Genomic DNA, 18,569 nt, shown 5'->3' with positions numbered 1-18,569 from the left:
CAACCAGCAGAAACAAAAAGCCCCGGACTTGCGGGGCTTTTTGTTGATAGCAACAGATGCCTATTCGTTCATCGTCTCAATCAGACACAGAATATCGGCAAGGGCCTCATCGGAGAGATCAATAATTTGAAAACCCGACCAATGTTGCCTGTGATCCTCAGAAGCACGAGCCCACAAACAATCCACACCCAACGGGATAACACTGCGGCCATTGATAGGCGATGACAGTTGTAGTTGCAGTTGGTAGAGATGATCGCGCTCAACGGCAACAGGTCCCATCAGCATCAAACCTTCCTGATGAATATTCACCAGTCGGCCCAGATAGGTGTCGCGATTACTGTCGTAAATATCTATCGCACCGGATACAGCATGGCGCTTCAAGCGACGCTCATAGGCGCGTTCAAGTTCACTCATTATGAGCCCTCCGCCTCATCCTTATCCATAGATTCGGCCTTGGTGTTCAAACTTTGGAAGATGTTCTCCAAAGCGCGCTCGAAGAACGGCTTGGTACTGCCTGCAATGACCTTGGCCTCCCCGGCCAACATGGATCTGGCCAGCTGCAAGCCAGACTTCATCGCTACCTTCTTGCCCATTTGATCAACCAGCATATAGTGCAGCGTCTTGGAGTTATACCAGGCGACTTTCAAGCGCTTGCCACCGGAGAATTCAAACCAGGTACCAAACTCAATCATCTTCAGGTTTTCGACCATACGCTCTTCTTCAGGCGTAGCTCTATCCTGCTTGGCAACGGATTGACCGGCTTTCTCAGCCGCCAGATTCTCCAGTTTGTTACGCATCGGTTCAGGTGCGGGCTCAACCTGTTTACTCTGCAGCGCCATTTTCTGCAGCGAGAAGAGTGCCTCAAGCAATTTCTTGCCCTTGGCCTGGTCGTAGCCGATGGTTTCGAAACCGGTTTCTATAGATTCCAGCAAGCGGTCGTGCATTTCCAGCTGGCGGGTTTTATCGGCGTTATTTTCCTTGGCCTCAATACTCCACAGGATATCGTCGATCGTATGTACAGCGCGTTGCCAGCTGTCTGACTGATCCCCGTAACGCAACAAAATAAAGGCCAGGTAATCCGACCAGGGCTGCAGTAACATTAACAATACCGCGGAAGGCAATTCGCGACCATCGGTACGACTGCGCACTTCCTGGTTGACCTGCATTTTAACTTCGCGCAGCTTCTCCTCGCCCTGGACCTTCTCCATGGCGCGGCGCTCCATCAACTCCTGACGCCGGGAGATCTTTTTGGTGTAGCTGCTAAATTCCAGCAAGAGCTCTGCGAATAGACGCACGTCATTCTTAAACTCTTCCAACACGCGGGAGACCGCATTTTTAATTTTTTCGTAAATGTCGTACTGGCTACTGCCGTCGTTACCGACCCATTTCACCCCGGCTTCAGCCAAACTGTTCAATAACAGACGGGCAGGGTGTTCGGTTTGCTCAAAGAAGCTCTTGTCGATAAAGGCAATTTTCAGGAAAGGCGTGTGCAGATAACTCAGCAACGCTTTAACAGAGTCAGGGAGATTATCATCAGACAACATATACTCGAATAGCATACCCACCAGATCAATGGTGTGCATATCGGTAGGATCGACGGCACGATCTTCGCCGTCTTCAGCGTTGCGCAACTCACGTGCGATCTCACCGGTAGCTGCGGCAATATTGACCGGCTGCAACTGACCCGGCTGCGCCTCTCCTACAGCCAACACCTGCGATTGTAATCCCTGCAAAGCGCCGACAAGCTGCTGACTGGTATACACCAATGCCTGGCGACCACCGGCTACGCCACCGACAGCACCACCTGCCGAAGCAGGACCCACCTCGCCGGGCGCGGCTCCAGCCACTGGCGCACCTTGTGCGATAGGTGCCGCCCCTGGCGCGCCCTGACCAAGCTGGGCAATATGGCCCTGCAGAGTACGAATAGCATCTACCAGGTGTCCCTGGTACTGCTCAGGCGGCAACCCGGGGTCAGGCGCTGGCACAACACCTGGACCTGCTCCTGGGGCCATGCCAGGTCTTGCACCACCTCCAGCAGGAGGAACTTGCGCGCCTGGCAGCTGCACTTCACTCGCCTCAGGTGCTACACCTTCAACACCGACCTCTTCAATCCCCATCTCTTCGACCAAAGGCACGGGCGGGGCCTGTTCATTCACCGGTGCATAGCGAAGATTCGGCAGCACTCCTTCGGCCACCAGGTATTCATTAACCTCATCGAGGACATCGCCTAACTGGGCGATGTATTCGCGATCAAAGGTTTTATAGGCAATCAGTTTGGCTTTGGTATCCAGATTTAGCAGACACAGGGCACGACGCAGTGACTCACAGTACTGCACTGGACTGACCGGGTTGCCACGTTCATTTACCTTGCGACCGTGATTGAGCACGGCAAAGCGCTGATTCAACGACCAGATAGGTTCGGCGTAATAGTTTTCAGAACGCCGGGTGATGGAGGAAATGGCAATCGTCTCTTCAAGGTCTTCGTTATCCACCAGCGATAACATATCACCCTGAAATTTTTCCTCACCCGTGGTGGTATCCAGTTCCTGGTTTTTAAACTTGATAAAACCTTCGCCCAAATACCCCAAAAAATAGCGCGTCAGCTCATCCGCTTGTTGTTTAAACTCGCGTGAGATACTGAAATATTCGGATTGCTCCTGGTTGGTTTTCGCTTGATCGGCATACTCAAGCAGCTCTTTACCCAGCGTATCGAGATAGCGTTCAAAGACTGGCCGCCCATGCTCAACCACAAGACGCTGACACGCCTTCAGGCGCTCAATGATCTTGGCGTCAGTTAATGGTCCGGATGCTGGTTGAGATGGCGATGCATCTGGTCCTGATCTGCCCAGTTCGCTCATAGGACTCCGCGATTTACTTTTGACTTCCATGGTAATGACCCATACCACTCATTGTAGACAATATATTCAAACCGCCAAACGCAAACGGCCGCTTTATAACAGCATCTACCATCAGTGATGTATGGGGTTTTTCCCCTGTTATTGTTTTATCGCCTCGCCCTTCCCCCGTATAGACACTATTGCTTAGTCGCATTTAGATGTCACACTAACCCGGCGAGGTCTGTTGATTGCTGATACTACCATTTTTGCGATTTAGTTCACAAAATGGCGTCAGGCGTTCCGAAGATCAACCGACCAATGGCGCCTTTTACCGCTTATCGGTCATTAGCGGCTAATGTGTAGTGTTTTTGATAATTGCACCAACTGTGTGCACACAGAAGAATCCACTCGACAATAACGTCGGCCCTGCTCAACAAAATGCTGCGCCTGCCCAGGTTGCGAAAGCGCCAGATAACTCTCAGCCAGCAACAGGTACCACTGTGGCAAGCGCCGATTGATGCGTATGCCCTGCTCAGCCACTTCGATCACGGCTTGCCAGTCTTCTTGTGCCTTGTGCTGCTTCGCCATCGATAACAGCTCCTCAACCACTCCGGCTGAAGTTGGCACTGAACGCTGCTGAGTCTTGTTTTCTGGTGTGGGCCACAGAACCTCTGGTTCAGGCTGAGCTGCACAAGCAGCCAAAAGAGCGATACAACCAAGACAACATAACCAATTCCATAGCCGAGTATTCACAGCCGACCAACGCTTCATAGGCTCTACCACAACCCTTTAAACCAATCCCATGTCGAACCCGCAGCTCTTACGCACTGACTTCGCTGCCGGGGCATATTGTGTTTTTCAAATGGCAAAAGCACAACATTCTCACAGCCTTCATCACTGAGTAAACCCGATTCCCGGTTGACCCAACGAGCAACAATATTTTCACTCGCCTGGGGACGAAAGCCCTTGGACGGCAACGCAGAAAACACATCGATCCATACCGGTAAGGCACCAGACGCCCCGGTTAAGGGCGTCTGGCCATTGTCATCGCGCCCTACCCAGACTACGGCCAAATGATCATCACTGAAACCGGCAAACCAACTGTCACGCTGCTGATTAGTGGTTCCGGTTTTACCCGCTAAAGCCATAGTGTTCGGCAATGTCTGATACACCCGCTTAGCCGTTCCCTGCTGCAGCACCGCTTGCAGACCATACTGCAGTAAATAGTTTTTATCCTGATTCACCACCGGCTCAATCGCCAGCTGATAACGTGACAGCAACTTACCCTCGGCATCCGTGACGGCACGAATGGCCCGCAGGGGAACGCGGACACCGTCATTGGCCAGCGAGTGGTAAATGGCAGAAACCTGCAGCGGGGACAGGGAAGAGGCCCCCAACAACATCGCCGGATAGGCTGGTACCACTTCATCGACACTGCGCTCACGCAGTAGATCATCGCCGCCCAAACGCACCATTAACGCCTGTACCTTATCCAACCCCACCAACATACCAAGGCGTGCCGTGGCCTGATTATAGGAGTTCATCAACCCCTCGATCATCGGCACTTGGCCATGGCTCTCGCGACTGAAATTGCGCGGCTGCCAGAGACTGCCATCGCCCCCCTCTACGGTAACCGGCGCATCACTGATGGAACTCGCCCAGTGGTAGTTTTCAGATTCCAGCGCCGCCAAATACACCACCGGTTTTACCAGCGAGCCAATCGGGCGGTAGGCATCAATGGCGCGATTAAACCCTGCAAACTGCGGGTTGCGATCCCCCACCAGGGCCAACAACTCGCCAGTACCTACATCGGTGATAACAATGCTGCCCTGTAAACTGTCGGCCTTTAACTGATAGCCCGCCTCCAGCTTTTTCAAGCGTTGCTGCAAGGCCTTCTCCGCAGCGCGTTGCGCCCGACTGGAGAAAGCCGTAAAAATCTGCAGGCCTTCGTTCGACAAAACCTCATCGGAATAATCCTGGCGCAATTGACGTCGAACTAAATCCATATAGGCGGGGTTGTTGTTCAACTTACGGCGCTGATAGGGCACCACACCTAAACCAGCCGTTTGTGCCTGCTTGGCTTGGCGTCCTGAAATCAACCCCTGATCAAGCATCACCTCAACCACCAGATTGCGACGGCGCTTGGCCCGTTCCGGGTGACGCCAGGGGTTATAATATGATGCACCTTTCACCAACCCGACCAGCAATGCAGTTTCAGCAACATTCAGCTGCCCAACCGGCTTACCAAAATAGTGCTGGGCTCCAAGTCCAAAACCATGCACACCATGCGGGCCACTCTGGCCGAGGTACACCTCATTGAGGTAGGTTTCGAAGATCTCAGCTTTGGAGTAATGCCACTCCAGCAGCAGCGACATAATGGCTTCCTGCGCCTTGCGAACAAGGCTGCGCTCATGACTGAGATAGAAATTTTTCACCAGCTGCTGGGTGAGGGTACTGCCCCCCTGAACGATACGCCCGGCTTGTAGATTAACCCAAAACGCCCGGGCAATTGCCCGTGGAGACAGCCCGGCGTGATCAAGAAAATCGCGATCTTCCACCGCCAACAGAGTCTCCCCCAACAGCTGGGAGATATCCTGTAACTTAACCAGCGAGCGGTTTTCGCTGTGACGGGGGGAAATAGCGCCAATGAGCGGCGGCTGCAGCCGCAGCAGCCGAGTCGAGGGACCGGTCAACACCCGCAGTGACTGGATAACACCACCTTGCACCCGCAAGGCGATTCGGCGCGAGGGCTCAGTTTTATCCCAAAAAATGAAACCGCGGGTTTGTAACTCAAACCGGTTGCCGCGCAGGCTGGCCTGCCCCGGCCCACTGATACGCTCAACCCAGCGATAATCCAGGGTTTCCAATTCCTGCCGCAATTCCTCGCGGCTTATCGTCTGCCCCACAAAGAGACTTAATGGCTGGCCATAGACCTGCGCGGGCAATGACCACTTATGGCCTTCAAACTTATTGACCACCACATAGTTGAGATAAACCACCCAACCAATAAATATTCCAACCAGAATACCCAGCCCCAATAACACACGCCGCCATAGGCTTCCCTTGGGAGAACCCTGGCGAGACTTGGCATGGCTGGATTTTCGACGACGCGGTTTTTTCATGGGCGGCAGTTTACCCATGCCTCAACCTATTAGCGAGTAGCCTTTTAACGAGCTGTGCATTTGCGCATAATAGGCGCACTTTTTTGAGCTCGACCTGAAAGATTCATATCCCCGAGAAATTACTATGTCGCAATACGATATTTATGGCGTTGGTGCCGCCCTGGTAGATACCGAAATTGAAGTCACCGATAACGATTTACAACAGCTGCAAATTGAAAAGGGCGTTATGACCCTGGTAGACGAAGCCCGCCAGGAGGAGCTCATCAACCACCTGTCTGACCACCTGGTTGCGTCCAAACGTGCCAGCGGTGGCTCTGCGGCCAATACGGTTATTGCCGCCAGCTACTTTGGTGCCAAATCGTTCTACTCCTGCAAGGTTGCCAACGATGAGAACGGCGATTTTTATATCAATGACCTGAAGGATGCCGGCGTAGACTACCACCACGCCCTGGAACGCCAGCAAGGCACCACCGGTAAGTGCCTGGTGATGATCACCCCGGATGCCGAGCGCACTATGAATACCTTTCTTGGTATCAGTGAAACCGTCTCGACCAATGAGCTGCATGCCGATGCTATCGCCGGCTCCAAATACGTGTATATCGAAGGCTATCTGGTTACCTCCGAGACCGGACGCGCGGCCGCCATTAAACTGCGTGAACTTGCTGAAGAGGCAAAGGTTAAGACCGCATTGAGCCTATCTGACCCCGCTATGGTGGAATTCTTCCGCGACGGTCTACAACAAATGATTGGCAACAAAGTCGACCTGCTGTTCTGCAACCAGGCAGAAGCACAGGGTTTTACCGCCACAGATTCTCTAGAAGCGGCAGTTGAAGCACTGAAGCAGGTTGCCACGACCTTTGCCATTACCTGCGGCGCTGAAGGTGCAGTGGTTTTCGATGGCGAGCAGCTGATTAAAATCGACTCTCACAGCGTTAAGGCCATCGACACCAACGGTGCTGGCGATATGTTTGCCGGTGCTTTCCTGTATGCGATTACCAATGGCCAAAGCTATGCAGAGGCGGGCAAGCTGGCCAGCCGCGCCTCGGCGCAGGTTGTCTCCCAGTTTGGCCCTCGCTTACAACCACAGCAACACCAGGAGATGCTCGCTGAAGTAGACGCTTAATAAAGCGCCTTAGTGATGCATAAAAAAGCCCGCCATTGCGCGGGCTTTTTTATTGCTTATTTCATCAGCGGTTAATCCACCGGCTCAGGCACAGCTAAACCAAAACCCTGACCGAAATCCACCCCCAGAGCTTGCAGTTTCAACTTTAGCTCTTGGTTTTCCACGTACTCTGCCACCGTTTTCAGCCCCATCACATGGGCAAGATGATTAATGGTACTGACCATGGCAAAGCTCGCCGCATCGGTGTGCATGGAGGAGACAAAAGCCCCGTCAATTTTCAAATAATCCACCGGTAAATCTTTCAGATAGGCAAACGACGATAAGCCACTGCCAAAATCATCCAGATAAAACTGACAACCTTTTTCTCGCAATAATTCAATAAAAACGACAGCGCAATCCAAATGCCGAATGGCGGCAGTCTCAGTCAATTCAAAGTGCAACAGACGCGGATCAATAGTGTGGGCACTCAGTTGCTGCAGCACAAATGCGGCAAAGCTCTCATCGCCGACACTGACACCGGACAAATTGACGGCATAGCGCTCTGGCGGCAACCCCTTATCCTGTCGCGCCTGCAGATGGCGAATAACCGCTTTAACCACCCAGCGATCTATTTCGTCCATCAATCCATAACGCTCTGCGGCGGGAATAAACTCACCTGGCCCAATAATTTGCCCCGCCTCGTCTTCCATGCGTAACAGCACTTCGTAGTGCGGTAATTCATCACTGTCAGGCTGCAAGGGCAATACGGCCTGCCGATACAAGCGCAAGCGATTCTGGCTCAGGGCTTCATTGATTTTCACTACCCAGCTAATTTCACTGCGGCGCCGGGCAGCCTCCTGATTGTGGTGGTATAAGTGAATTCGATTGCGCCCCGCTTCCTTGGCCATACAACAGGCCGCATTGGCATTGGCCAGTATCTGGGCTTCGGTTTCCGCACTGCTATCAATAGCTACCGCACCAATACTGATACCAATTTTTATTTCATAACTTTGCCACTGAAAGCGAAACTCCTGTACTGCCCGTAACAGAATATCAGCCACGCGCGAGGTACCCGCCATGGTGCAGTTTTTTAACAGCACGCCAAACTCATCACTGCCCAAACGTGCTAACAAGTCCTGACCACGAAGCTTGCTGGTAAACAAGTCAGACAACTGACGCAACAGTTCATCACCACCCGCATGGCCACAGGTATCATTAATTAATTTAAACTGGTAGAGATCAATGTAGAGCAGCCCGTAACTCTCATTGGCATCGCGGGCATTGTCCACCGCACGAGACACTTCAGCTTCAAACGTCTGCCGGTTGGGTAGCATGGTGAGCGCATCGTGGTTGGTATGCCAGTGCAGTTTTTTCGCTTCCTGCGCCACCTGTGAGACATCCCTGAACACCAACAAACAACCATCAAGATTATTGTGGCTATCCCGCAGCGGAGATGCCTGGGCAAAAACCCGTACCGGTTTGCGTCCCGCCACATACAAGAGAGCAGCTTCCGGGGTGCGGGTCACCTGCCCGCGACGCAGACACTCTGTCACCAGGGAACGCAGTGGCCGATGGCTCACCGAATCAATCAGAATCAGCACATCATCAATAGGCACGTTAATCACATTCGCCGCGGACAGCTGTAATAGCTCACGGGCCATGGGGTTAATAGTTTCAATGTCACCGGTACTGGTGGTGGTGATGACTGCATCCCCCACAGAGCACAAGGTCAACTGAACAATTTCGCGCTGCCGCAATAACTGTTCGCGAAAACGCTCGCCTGCCGAATCCTCAGTCAGCAACCACTGCCAGCCTCCAGATGCCAGCGGCATTGCCGCCTGCAGCCTGAGCTGATGCTGCAGGCCATCGGTCAAACGCACCTGCAGTAATTCACCGACAGCAACACTGTCTATTGAGGTAGAAATTAATTCGGGAAACAGATCGCGCAGCAAACAACCCTGTAAGTCATCACGATCAATACCCAACAAGGCCGCAATGGAAGGATTGGCGTAGTGCACCACACCACTGTGATCAATCTGTAAAAAGAAATCACTGGTCGCCTCTGCAAACTGCTGCAAGGCTGTCGATTCAAGCAATAGTTTGTCATCCGCCGCAACGGCGGACGCCAAGTTGAAAAAAGCAGAGGAACTCACAGGAAGGCTTACCTTACCTAATGCGTGAAAAACTAAGAAAAAGTATAGGACAGTTTTTAAACAGAACTGCGTTTAGAAACTTAAAGTGTGCCACAGTTAACGTTAATTTTGACGTCAGATGACAAAAACAGGAATAAATAATAAGGCTGTGTTCTAGGATTTCGCTATCCCATAGCCATAAAGTCTAACAGGATAAACTGGCAAGCCATAAGACTCGCCAGTCAGTGATTTGAGTCGCCTAAAGCAACAGAATTATCCCTGCGCCAAGAGCTCACGCAAATCGATAATCGCCGCATTGGCGCGAGAAATATAAGAAGCCATTACCAGCGAGTGATTGGCTAACATGCCAAAACCGCTGCCATTGAGAATCATAGGGCTATACACCGTTTGCTGAGTTGCCTCCAGCTCACGAATAATTTGCTGCAGACTCACCAAGGCATTTTTGCGCGCGAGCACATCGGCAAAATCCTCTTCAACAGCTTTAAGGAAATGAATCAGCGCCCAGGTACTGCCACGCGCCTCATAAAAGACATCGTCAATTTCAAACCACGGTGTCTTGATGACCATCTCCCGAGGTGTTTGAGTGGACTGACTCGCTCGCTCTTCACCGGCCAAATCAACATTTAAACGACGCTGGCCGACACTGGCACTCAGACGTTGGGACAGGCTACCCAAGCGGGTTTCAACCGTGTTTAGCCAGTAGCGCAAATTATCCGCACGGGCAAAAAATTGGGCATTGTGTCGATCTTCATCCATCAAACGCTTTTGGTAATCGCGCAGGTATTTTAAACCTTCTTTATATTCGGATTCTGACGCTGGTACCGCCCAACTATCATGATCAAAATTAAAACGCGATTCTGCCAGCGCCAAGGCAGAGTCTTCCGTCGACTGTGATTGCGAACGGCTAAAGGCTTCACGCATGGCCTTACTTAAATCGCGCATCTGAATTAACACGCCATATTCCCAATTGGGAATATTGTCGAGCCAAACGCCGGGAGGAAAAATGTCATTCGACAAAAAACCACCACGTTTAGTAAGCAAGGTGTCACCGACTTCAATCAAGGTACCTGTAACGGCAACGCCGGTGACCTTATCATCAGCGCCATAGGTCTGCGCCATGGTATCGCGCACAGAAAATTGCTCAGGCTCTGAGCTCCAATAAATACCAAAACCGAATGCCACTAGCAGATAAACTATCAGAGCGGCAATCAAACTTTTTACGCCGTAACTACCGGCGGCCAAATCAGCACGCCAGTCATCACGCATATCGCGCAATCGCTGCACTTGCCCCTGCCACATATCCCGTAATTTTTCCATTTACCTCATACCTTCACTATAAAACGCTCTAGCGTCGTCTGACGTCCAACAGAACTTCCTGCTGACTCCCATCCTGCCACAGCAACACGACAGGCACTTGACTGCCTACTTGTACATTTTTCACACCAAATACCATGACATGATAACCACCAGACTCGAATAATGTCTGGCTCTTAGCGGCCATGGTCAAACTTTCCACCCTCTGCATACTCATCATGCCATCGCGGTGCAGATGCTGATGAATTTCCGCTTTACGCGCCCAGCCAGGCTGCGCCGGAATACGGATATCCACCAGAGTTACCTCTTCCCCACCCCCATTATTTAACTGCCAATAGACGACAGCAACATCGCGCCCAGGAAGCGGGGCATACATATAGGCATCGGTCACGACAACTTGGGTTTTGGCCGCGGCAGCACTGGCAAAAAGAGCGGCCATCCACATTAGCCCCAACATGGCAGTACGTCTCAATATCATCATAGGATTCCCTTACGCTATCTCACCCTGGAATTCCGCCGGCTTGGCAAGAAAATAACCTTGACCACCTTCAAGCCCCAACTGCAGTACCTGCTGCCACTCGGCCTCAGTTTCCACACCTTCAGCCAACAAACTGACATCGCAACTGCGTGCAATCTGTAGCAGGGATTTCACAAAGAACTGGTTGTCAGCATTGTCTTGCAAGCCACTGATAAAGCAACGATCAATTTTTAATGCCTGTAACGGCAAGCTCTGCAAATAGTGGAATGACGATGCAGCAACACCGAAGTGATCCAGACACATACCCGCCCCCAGAGATTCCATGCCCAAGGCGAATTCACGTACAGCGACTTCATTCATCGCCAACGCCTTTTCAGGTAACTCCAATAACAGACGCTGGGCAAACGCAGGGCGCTGCTGCAAAAACTCCGTCAGCCAACTGACAAATTCCAGATTTTGAATACTGCTAGGCGACAGATTAACGTTTAACTGTGGCCCCTCTGCCGACTTAAAACGTTCAGCCAACAACTCGATCACCAGACGATCAATATCCGCCGCCATGGCAAAGCGTTCAACCATGGGCAGAAAAACACCGGCATTCAACAACTGATCGCCGTCTTTGATGCGACAAAGCACTTCCAACTGATTAATCGTTTTGCCATCGCGACCAAACACCGGCTGCACAAAGAAATGCAGCGCACGCTCGCTGATCACATCCTGTAACAGACGTCGCCATTCGCCAGCGTTACGTACAGCACCTTCCTGACGCTCTGATTCTGCTGCCGACCACTCGATATCTCGCGGCCCACGCTGTTGGGCTGTACGCAGAGCCAAATCGGCTCGACTCAGCAACTGGCTATCGAGCGTCACACTATCATCGTAGGCTACCCCCATATGCAACAGCAGCTCTGTGGCCTCGCCGAACCAGTTTATGCATTGCAGCTTATTAAAAATCTGTTGCGCCAGCTCATGCCCTTCTGCTTCGGAGGTAAGCGGTATAAAGGCACAGAAATCCGCTCCCGCACGCCGAGACAAAATAACGCCATCGCTGGTAGACGTATTTTCCTGCAAAACTTTGGCGATGGAGCGCAAACACTGGTCACCGGCATCACGGCCAAAGGCATCATTAAAGCCCACCATATTACCCACCTGCAGCAACAGCAGCATGCCCGCGCTGCCGCCCTGCTCGGATTTGATAAAAGCTTCAAAACGCGCATCAAAATCACGCCGATTGGACAGTTCAGTCACTGCATCCAAGTGCGCCTGGCGATGCAGAGTCTCGGTAAGGTCCACCTGCTCCTGAAACATCGATTGAATTTTTTGCACCATGCGATTCATCGCTACCACCATACGGCGCAGCTCTGGGGTATGGGGCAAGTTGTCCTGCACAGGGAATTCACGCCGGCAGATGGCTTCGGCCTGTTCTTCAACTTTGCGCAGCGGTCGCAGCAGGTAACGCAATCCAATACCGGTTAGGGCATAGCAAAGTACCGCAGTAAAGAAAAACAACCACAACTGCTCACGAAAGATACGCCACAAATCCTGATAGGCATAACCTGGGTGAGTCACAATCAACAGCTCACCAAGACGAAACCAGCCGGATACCACCTCGGCGCGCCCACTCGGCTCAGGCAAGTCCAGCCAATCGATAAACCACTGTGGCACACCTTCAACCACAATCGGTAGCTCGCGCTGCACAATAACATCGTCGGTAAGACTGCGATAAAAAATATGCCGGTAGTAACCGCGGTCAAAGATTACATCAATAAAGGAATTGATTTGCGCCGTGTCCTTGTCTTGGGCGGCATGGGAAATAGTCAGACCGAGAGAAGTCGCCGTATCCTGAGCGTGCACCTGCATCTGCTCAAACATGTAGCCCCGCGCGTTATACACACTGACCACAAGATTGGCGCCCATCAAACACACAATCAAGAAGGTGATGGCAAAGGTAAGCTGTCGAAATAGAGTCACCGACTAAATCCTTATTGTTCCTTGTCTTGCCCCAAAGCTGAAAATCCACAAGCTTCAAAGCCAAATGCTTTCATCAATAGATGCATCATACTATAGACGCATCATAATACAGACGCCGGATATTCGCCGCGCCCAACGCCAAGTATCAGTCAATCGGTGCCTGCAGGCTGATGTGGGGGCGCTTGCCGATTTTGATATTGCCGCGCAACCGATAGCCAGGCACTGCCCGACGCATTTGTTGGTACAACCAGCGCCCTTCGGCATCGGTACGGGCCACAATCAGCAGAGACTCATCCGTCTCGCGTACCCGCTGAGCGATATCACTCAACATGACCTCCAACTCCGGTGCCTTGCGCGTCAACAGATCCTCATCAAGTTCAAAACGTTTTTGATCCGCGGCCTCGGCAGCTTTTGCCACTTTCGCCGTAACAATATTGCGCTGCAGATCCGTCAGCAGGCTATTGTTGGCTGGCACACCACCGACACCACGAGCCCGGGCCAGAAAATAATCAGCTTGCTCAATCCTGCTTTTGGCCAGGGCATTACGCCCCAGATCCACGTAGCGCATAACCACCAACTGCAAACCGGTTTTTGCCTGCGCGTTTTGGGGATCCAATTTCAACACAGCCCGGTAACGGTCAGCCGCATTATCATGGGCCGGAGAAGCCAAGCGATCTGCCTGCAACGCCTGCTCCGCTCGACGCAGCAAATTATCAATAGCAGCCTGGCGTGAAACCTCTGGATCAACCACCGTCACCGGCTGCCTGGTGGGCTTGGCAGGCTCAGACACACAACCCAGTAATAACAGCGCACCGGCAAACACCAACAACCGCACAATCAAACGCATAGCCACATCACACCGTTAAACTTAATCCCGCCCGGCAGCTCAATTTCAGGCCAAGCTTGCTACAATGCCAGCAAATAAAGAGGCACACTAACGCTATAACGCGAAACTCTGCCTGAAAGCGCAGGTCAAAGCAACGCCGTTAACGAGCGGCTAATAAGCGCAAAGAGCACAATCACGAAGAGAATAACCACCCCATGCATAGCAAGGCCCACCGATTCCTGACATACAACTGCGGCTTGATTAAGCAATACCTGGCAACCCTGTGCATCCTGCTACTGGCAAGCAGTGCAGCTTCCCAGGCTAGCAACCCATTTGAACAAGACAACAGCTTCTCTTCACCGACCTTCCTGCCGGTAGAAGAGGCCTACCAACTAAGTCCCTTTGTCACGGATACAGGCGTGCAACTCTCCTGGCACATCGCCGAAGGCTACTATTTATACAGCCACAACCTGACGGTGAAGCTGATCAGTGACAACCAAACAACCCCGCTCACGGTTGAGCTTCCACCTGGTCAAATTCGTTACGACGACTATTACGAAAAGGAACTCTCCGTCCACTACCAGCAACTGCAGCTGGATATTCCCATAGACACCACCAGTGACACCTTCAGCCTGCAGGTCAACTCCCAAGGCTGCGCCGATGCGGGACTCTGCTACCCGCCACAGACCCAAAACATCAGCGTCGATCGTACGCAAAAGCTGGCCAGTCTGATCGATGAAGCCATCACAACTGCAGCACCCCCACCCTCGGAATCAGCCAATCAACACCAGGCAGAGCAACTCACCCTTATCGGTGCCCTATTACTGGCGTTACTGGGCGGCATTATCCTTAATCTGATGCCCTGCGTATTTCCGGTACTGTCCCTTAAAGCGCTGGGGCTCGCTTCCGCCAGCCAAACCGCCCATCAACAACATCTGCACGGCTGGAGTTACGCCGCCGGCTCCACAGCGACCTTTGTCGCCATTGCCAGCATCCTGTTTTTGGTGCGTAATGCCGGCGAAGCCGTAGGCTGGGGCTTTCAATTACAGTCTCCGGTGGTGGTGGCTGCACTCGCCTACCTGTTCTTTGCCATGGGACTGTCCCTGTCGGGCATCGTCCACCTGCAAAGCCGCTGGACCGATCTCGGTGATGACCTCACCAAAGGCCACACACTAAAAGCCTCTTTCTTTACCGGCGCCCTGGCTACCGTGGTTGCCAGCCCCTGCACCGCACCCTTTATGGGCGCGGCACTGGGCTGGGCCATGACCCAATCCACCGCCGTAGGCCTCAGTGTGTTTGCAGCGCTGGGCTTTGGCATGGCCCTACCGTTCCTGTTACTCAGCTACCTGCCCAACCTTAGCCGCCTGCTACCCAAACCCGGCGCCTGGATGGAAACCCTCAAGCAGGGCTTGGCCTTCCCGCTATTCCTCACCAGCGTATGGCTGCTGTGGGTATTGGGGCGCCAGAGTGGTTCTGATGCTGTTGCGCTGCTGGTAGCAGGTATGACACTACTGGGCTTTGCCGCTTGGTTACTACGCACCAATAGCAGTTCGAGTGGCAGTCCTCGACAAAACCTGGGCATCCGCCGCACCCTGGCCACGGTCAGCCTTGCCGCCGCAGTGGCACCACTGTTTCAACTGTCTCAGCCCGTGATCGAGAGCAACGACTGGAAACCCTATTCCCCACAAACCTTGCAACAACTACGCAACCAGGGCGAACCGGTATTTGTAAACCTCACTGCCGACTGGTGTATCACCTGCCTGGCCAATGAGAAGATTGCCCTGGAAACCGAAGCCACCCAGGCCGCGTTTGAACGCCTGGGTATTCATCGCTTAAAAGGTGACTGGACCAACTACAATGCCGAGATCACCGAGCTGCTGAATCAATATGACCGCTCCGGCGTTCCTCTCTACCTGTTGTACACCGGTAACCCCAATCAGCGAGCCCAAATACTGCCCCAACTGCTCACCGAAAGCCTGGTCATCGAGGCTTTAGAAGCGACAAACCCACCAGAAGCCCAACAAATTGCCGAAGATCAGCAAAATTAAAAGCACGATTGCAAAACTTCACAAAAACAAAAGCTAAAATCCGCAAGTTTGCAGGCATTATCGGCAAACTTGCAGAGATCCTGTTTTTGCCCTGTAAATTTTTTATACTCACCTCCGCGAACGTCGGCAAACTTGCAGCTAAATTACGCTAATTTCACATTTTCCCATTATTGCGCTAGACAGGTCATATTGTTTGGGGCAAACTCACTGAAACTCTTTAGTCAGCAGTCCTTTTACAGGGCGTTCAAGCTGGCACGGCAGACCACTTAACGCCTGCCACAACACTGAACCAGAAAACCAATAACTGAAAACTGCGACATTGGATTCTCCCATGGCGACCATCCTGGTATTGCACGGCCCCAACTTAAACTTGCTGGGCACCCGCGAGCCTGAAATTTATGGCTCGACCACCCTGGCAGATATCAATCAGCATCTGACAGTGCTCAGTAAAGCCGAAGGACATCATCTGCAGGCACTACAAAGCAATGCCGAATATGAGTTGATTGATCGCATCCACGACGCACGCCAGGAAGGTGTGAACTTCATCATTATCAACCCAGCAGCTTTTACCCATACCAGTGTCGCGCTGCGCGATGCCCTGACCGGGGTTGATATTCCCTTTATTGAAGTTCATCTGTCCAACGTGCACGCACGGGAAGCTTTCCGCCAGCATTCGTATTTTTCTGATATCGCCCAAGGCGTTATCTGTGGATTAGGCGCTCAGGGTTACGAACTGGCCTTGCGCTCCGCCTTTAACTTCTTAGACACCAACAATTAAAAGCCCCCGGGCTGAAACATTTAGTGAGAAAAAACGATGGATATCCGTAAGATCAAGAAACTGATTGAGCTGCTCGAAGAGTCCGACATCGGCGAGCTGGAAATTAAAGAAGGCGAAGAGTCTGTACGTATTAGCCGTGGCAGCCAAACGGTTGTAGCCGCTCCTGTTGCAGCACCTGTTGCCGCCGCACCTGTAGCAGCTGCTCCTGCTGCCGCTCCTGCTGCTGCACCTGCCGCCGAAGAGAAAGAATCTCAAGCACTGTCTGGCCACCTGATCAAATCACCCATGGTTGGCACCTACTACGCAGCCCCAAGCCCGGGCTCCCCTGCGTTCGTACAAGTTGGCCAGCACGTAAAACCTGGCGATGTTATTTGTATCGTTGAAGCCATGAAGATGATGAACCAGATCGAAGCCGATAAAGCCGGTGTTGTTGAAGCGATCCTGGTTGAAGATGGCGAGCCTGTAGAATTCGATCAACCTCTGATCACTATTGTTTAAGCTCCGGCGTTTTCCAAAAACCCGAGACGCAAGCATAGCGAAGAGACTGAGGAGTTCTCATGTTTACTAAAGTTTTGATTGCAAACCGCGGCGAGATTGCGCTGCGCGTATTGCGCGCCTGTAAAGAGTTGGGCATCAAAACCGTTGCAGTTCACTCACAAATCGACCGCGACCTGAAACACGTTCGCCTGGCCGACGAGTCTGTCTGCATTGGTCCCAACCCTTCACCGGAAAGCTACCTGAATATTCCGCGCATCATCAGCGCCATGGAAATTACCGACTCGGTTGCCGTGCATCCCGGTTACGGTTTCCTGGCAGAAAATGCTGACTTTGCCGAGCAAGTACAAAAAAGTGGTTTCACCTTTATCGGCCCGGACCCGGATGTAATCCGCACCATGGGTGACAAGGTAGCCGCGATTGCCGCTATGAAAAAAGCCGGCGTACCTACTGTTCCTGGCTCCAACGGCCCACTGCCTGAGGACAAGGAAAAGTGCCTGGCCTTTGGTCGCGACATTGGCTACCCGGTAATTATTAAAGCTGCCGCCGGTGGTGGTGGTCGTGGAATGCGCGTTGTACACACCGAGTCCGCACTGCTGAATTCCATTCACGTTACCAAAGCTGAGGCGAAAGCCGCCTTCGGTGACGATACCGTGTATATGGAAAAATTCCTGACCAACCCACGCCACGTGGAAGTGCAGGTTATGTCTGACGGCCAGGGCAATGCTATCCATCTGGGTGATCGCGACTGTTCTCTGCAGCGTCGTCACCAGAAGGTTCTGGAAGAAGCTCCAGCGCCAGGTATCGATGAAAGCGCGCGTCGCGATGTCTTCGAAGCCTGTACCAAAGCCTGTGTTGATATTGGCTACAAGGGTGCCGGTACCTTTGAATTCCTGTACGAAGACGGTCGTTTCTACTTTATTGAAATGAACACCCGTATTCAGGTGGAACACCCGGTATCCGAAATGGTAACCGGTGTTGACCTGATTAAAGAGCAAATCCGCGTGTGTGCCGGCCAGAAGCTGTCCATCAAACAGGAAGACGTGAAGATTAACGGTCACTCCTTCGAGTGCCGTATTAACGCCGAAGACCCTAAAACCTTTATGCCGTGCCCTGGTACTGTAACCCAGTTCCACGCACCGGGTGGTTTGGGTGTTCGCGTTGATTCACACCTGTACAGCGGCTACAAGGTACCACCCAACTACGACTCCATGATTGCCAAGGTTATCACCCACGGTGAGACCCGCGAAGTTGCCCTGACCCGTATGCGCAACGCTCTGGATGAATTGGTTGTCGACGGTATTCGCACCAATATTCCACTACAGCAGGATCTAACCCGCGATGCAGGCTTTGCCGAAGGCGGTGTGAACATCCATTACCTGGAGAAAAAGCTGGGTCTTTAAATCAAAGAACTCCCGCTTGATCCTAAAAAGGCGAACCCTCGG

15 protein-coding genes are annotated in these 18,569 nt (G+C 52.4%); 5 read left to right on the top strand and 10 right to left on the bottom strand.

Annotated elements, in window-relative coordinates:
* Nucleotides 1-60: 60 nt before the first annotated feature.
* The 4 genes from ACGHZ6_RS01710 to mrcB all read right to left on the bottom strand — a co-directional run bounded on the left by ACGHZ6_RS01710 (nt 61) and on the right by mrcB (nt 5,977).
* Complete coding sequence (locus ACGHZ6_RS01710) at nt 61-414, bottom strand: PilZ domain-containing protein (protein WP_390617059.1); 354 nt, start codon at nt 412-414, stop codon at nt 61-63.
* Nucleotides 414-2,858 (bottom strand): DUF1631 domain-containing protein, encoded by a 2,445-nt coding sequence (locus ACGHZ6_RS01705; RefSeq protein WP_390617058.1) that lies wholly within the window; start codon nt 2,856-2,858, stop codon nt 414-416. Before ACGHZ6_RS01705 ends, ACGHZ6_RS01710 begins: the two co-directional genes overlap by 1 nt.
* Nucleotides 2,859-3,182: 324 nt before the next feature.
* Entirely contained in the window at nt 3,183-3,608 is a 426-nt protein-coding gene (locus ACGHZ6_RS01700; protein ID WP_390617057.1) for a tetratricopeptide repeat protein, read from the bottom strand.
* Nucleotides 3,609-3,613: 5 nt separating this feature from the next.
* The gene (gene mrcB, locus ACGHZ6_RS01695; protein ID WP_390617056.1) at nt 3,614-5,977 is read right to left on the bottom strand and encodes a penicillin-binding protein 1B; all 2,364 of its coding nucleotides are present in this window, start codon (nt 5,975-5,977) and stop codon (nt 3,614-3,616) included.
* A gap of 106 nt (nt 5,978-6,083) precedes the next feature.
* Between mrcB and ACGHZ6_RS01690 the strand changes: the two genes are divergently transcribed.
* Complete coding sequence (locus ACGHZ6_RS01690; RefSeq protein ID WP_390617055.1) at nt 6,084-7,082, top strand: adenosine kinase; 999 nt, start codon at nt 6,084-6,086, stop codon at nt 7,080-7,082.
* A gap of 71 nt (nt 7,083-7,153) precedes the next feature.
* Here the strand turns inward: ACGHZ6_RS01690 and ACGHZ6_RS01685 are convergent, their stop codons facing one another.
* The 5 genes from ACGHZ6_RS01685 to ACGHZ6_RS01665 all read right to left on the bottom strand — a co-directional run bounded on the left by ACGHZ6_RS01685 (nt 7,154) and on the right by ACGHZ6_RS01665 (nt 13,824).
* Nucleotides 7,154-9,214 carry an EAL domain-containing protein gene (locus ACGHZ6_RS01685; protein WP_390617054.1) on the bottom strand — a complete coding sequence of 687 codons (2,061 nt, stop codon included), beginning with the start codon at nt 9,212-9,214 and terminating at the stop codon, nt 7,154-7,156.
* A gap of 252 nt (nt 9,215-9,466) precedes the next feature.
* Entirely contained in the window at nt 9,467-10,531 is a 1,065-nt protein-coding gene (locus ACGHZ6_RS01680) for a DUF2333 family protein (RefSeq protein ID WP_390617053.1), read from the bottom strand.
* A gap of 28 nt (nt 10,532-10,559) precedes the next feature.
* Complete coding sequence (locus ACGHZ6_RS01675) at nt 10,560-11,009, bottom strand: copper chaperone PCu(A)C (protein ID WP_390617052.1); 450 nt, start codon at nt 11,007-11,009, stop codon at nt 10,560-10,562.
* 9 nt (nt 11,010-11,018) lie between these two features.
* Nucleotides 11,019-12,977 (bottom strand): EAL domain-containing protein, encoded by a 1,959-nt coding sequence (locus ACGHZ6_RS01670; RefSeq protein ID WP_390617051.1) that lies wholly within the window; start codon nt 12,975-12,977, stop codon nt 11,019-11,021.
* Between the two features lie 145 nt (nt 12,978-13,122).
* Complete coding sequence (locus ACGHZ6_RS01665) at nt 13,123-13,824, bottom strand: N-acetylglucosaminyltransferase (RefSeq protein WP_390617050.1); 702 nt, start codon at nt 13,822-13,824, stop codon at nt 13,123-13,125.
* A gap of 194 nt (nt 13,825-14,018) precedes the next feature.
* On the opposite strand from ACGHZ6_RS01665, the gene ACGHZ6_RS01660 reads away from it, so the two are divergent.
* The gene (locus ACGHZ6_RS01660; protein WP_390617049.1) at nt 14,019-15,851 is read left to right on the top strand and encodes a protein-disulfide reductase DsbD family protein; all 1,833 of its coding nucleotides are present in this window, start codon (nt 14,019-14,021) and stop codon (nt 15,849-15,851) included.
* Nucleotides 15,852-16,055: 204 nt separating this feature from the next.
* Here the strand turns inward: ACGHZ6_RS01660 and ACGHZ6_RS01655 are convergent, their stop codons facing one another.
* A complete protein-coding gene (locus tag ACGHZ6_RS01655) occupies nt 16,056-16,184 on the bottom strand; it encodes a hypothetical protein (RefSeq protein WP_390617048.1) in 129 nt (42 codons plus the stop codon).
* On the opposite strand from ACGHZ6_RS01655, the gene aroQ reads away from it, so the two are divergent.
* Genes aroQ through accC form a run of 3 tightly spaced genes read left to right on the top strand, consistent with a single transcriptional unit; the run spans nt 16,183 to nt 18,527 of the window.
* Nucleotides 16,183-16,629: a type II 3-dehydroquinate dehydratase gene (aroQ, locus tag ACGHZ6_RS01650; RefSeq protein WP_390617047.1), complete on the top strand. Its 447-nt coding sequence runs from the start codon at nt 16,183-16,185 to the stop codon at nt 16,627-16,629. The genes ACGHZ6_RS01655 and aroQ overlap by 2 nt on opposite strands.
* A gap of 36 nt (nt 16,630-16,665) precedes the next feature.
* Entirely contained in the window at nt 16,666-17,127 is a 462-nt protein-coding gene (accB, locus tag ACGHZ6_RS01645; protein WP_390617046.1) for an acetyl-CoA carboxylase biotin carboxyl carrier protein, read from the top strand.
* A 59-nt stretch (nt 17,128-17,186) separates the two neighbouring features.
* Nucleotides 17,187-18,527 carry an acetyl-CoA carboxylase biotin carboxylase subunit gene (accC, locus tag ACGHZ6_RS01640; protein WP_390617045.1) on the top strand — a complete coding sequence of 447 codons (1,341 nt, stop codon included), beginning with the start codon at nt 17,187-17,189 and terminating at the stop codon, nt 18,525-18,527.
* Nucleotides 18,528-18,569: the final 42 nt, after the last annotated feature.

Source organism: Maricurvus nonylphenolicus, assembly GCF_042854845.1.
In the GTDB taxonomy this organism is placed as follows: domain Bacteria; phylum Pseudomonadota; class Gammaproteobacteria; order Pseudomonadales; family Cellvibrionaceae; genus Maricurvus; species Maricurvus nonylphenolicus.
This window is presented reverse-complemented; position numbering and strand designations above follow the sequence as displayed.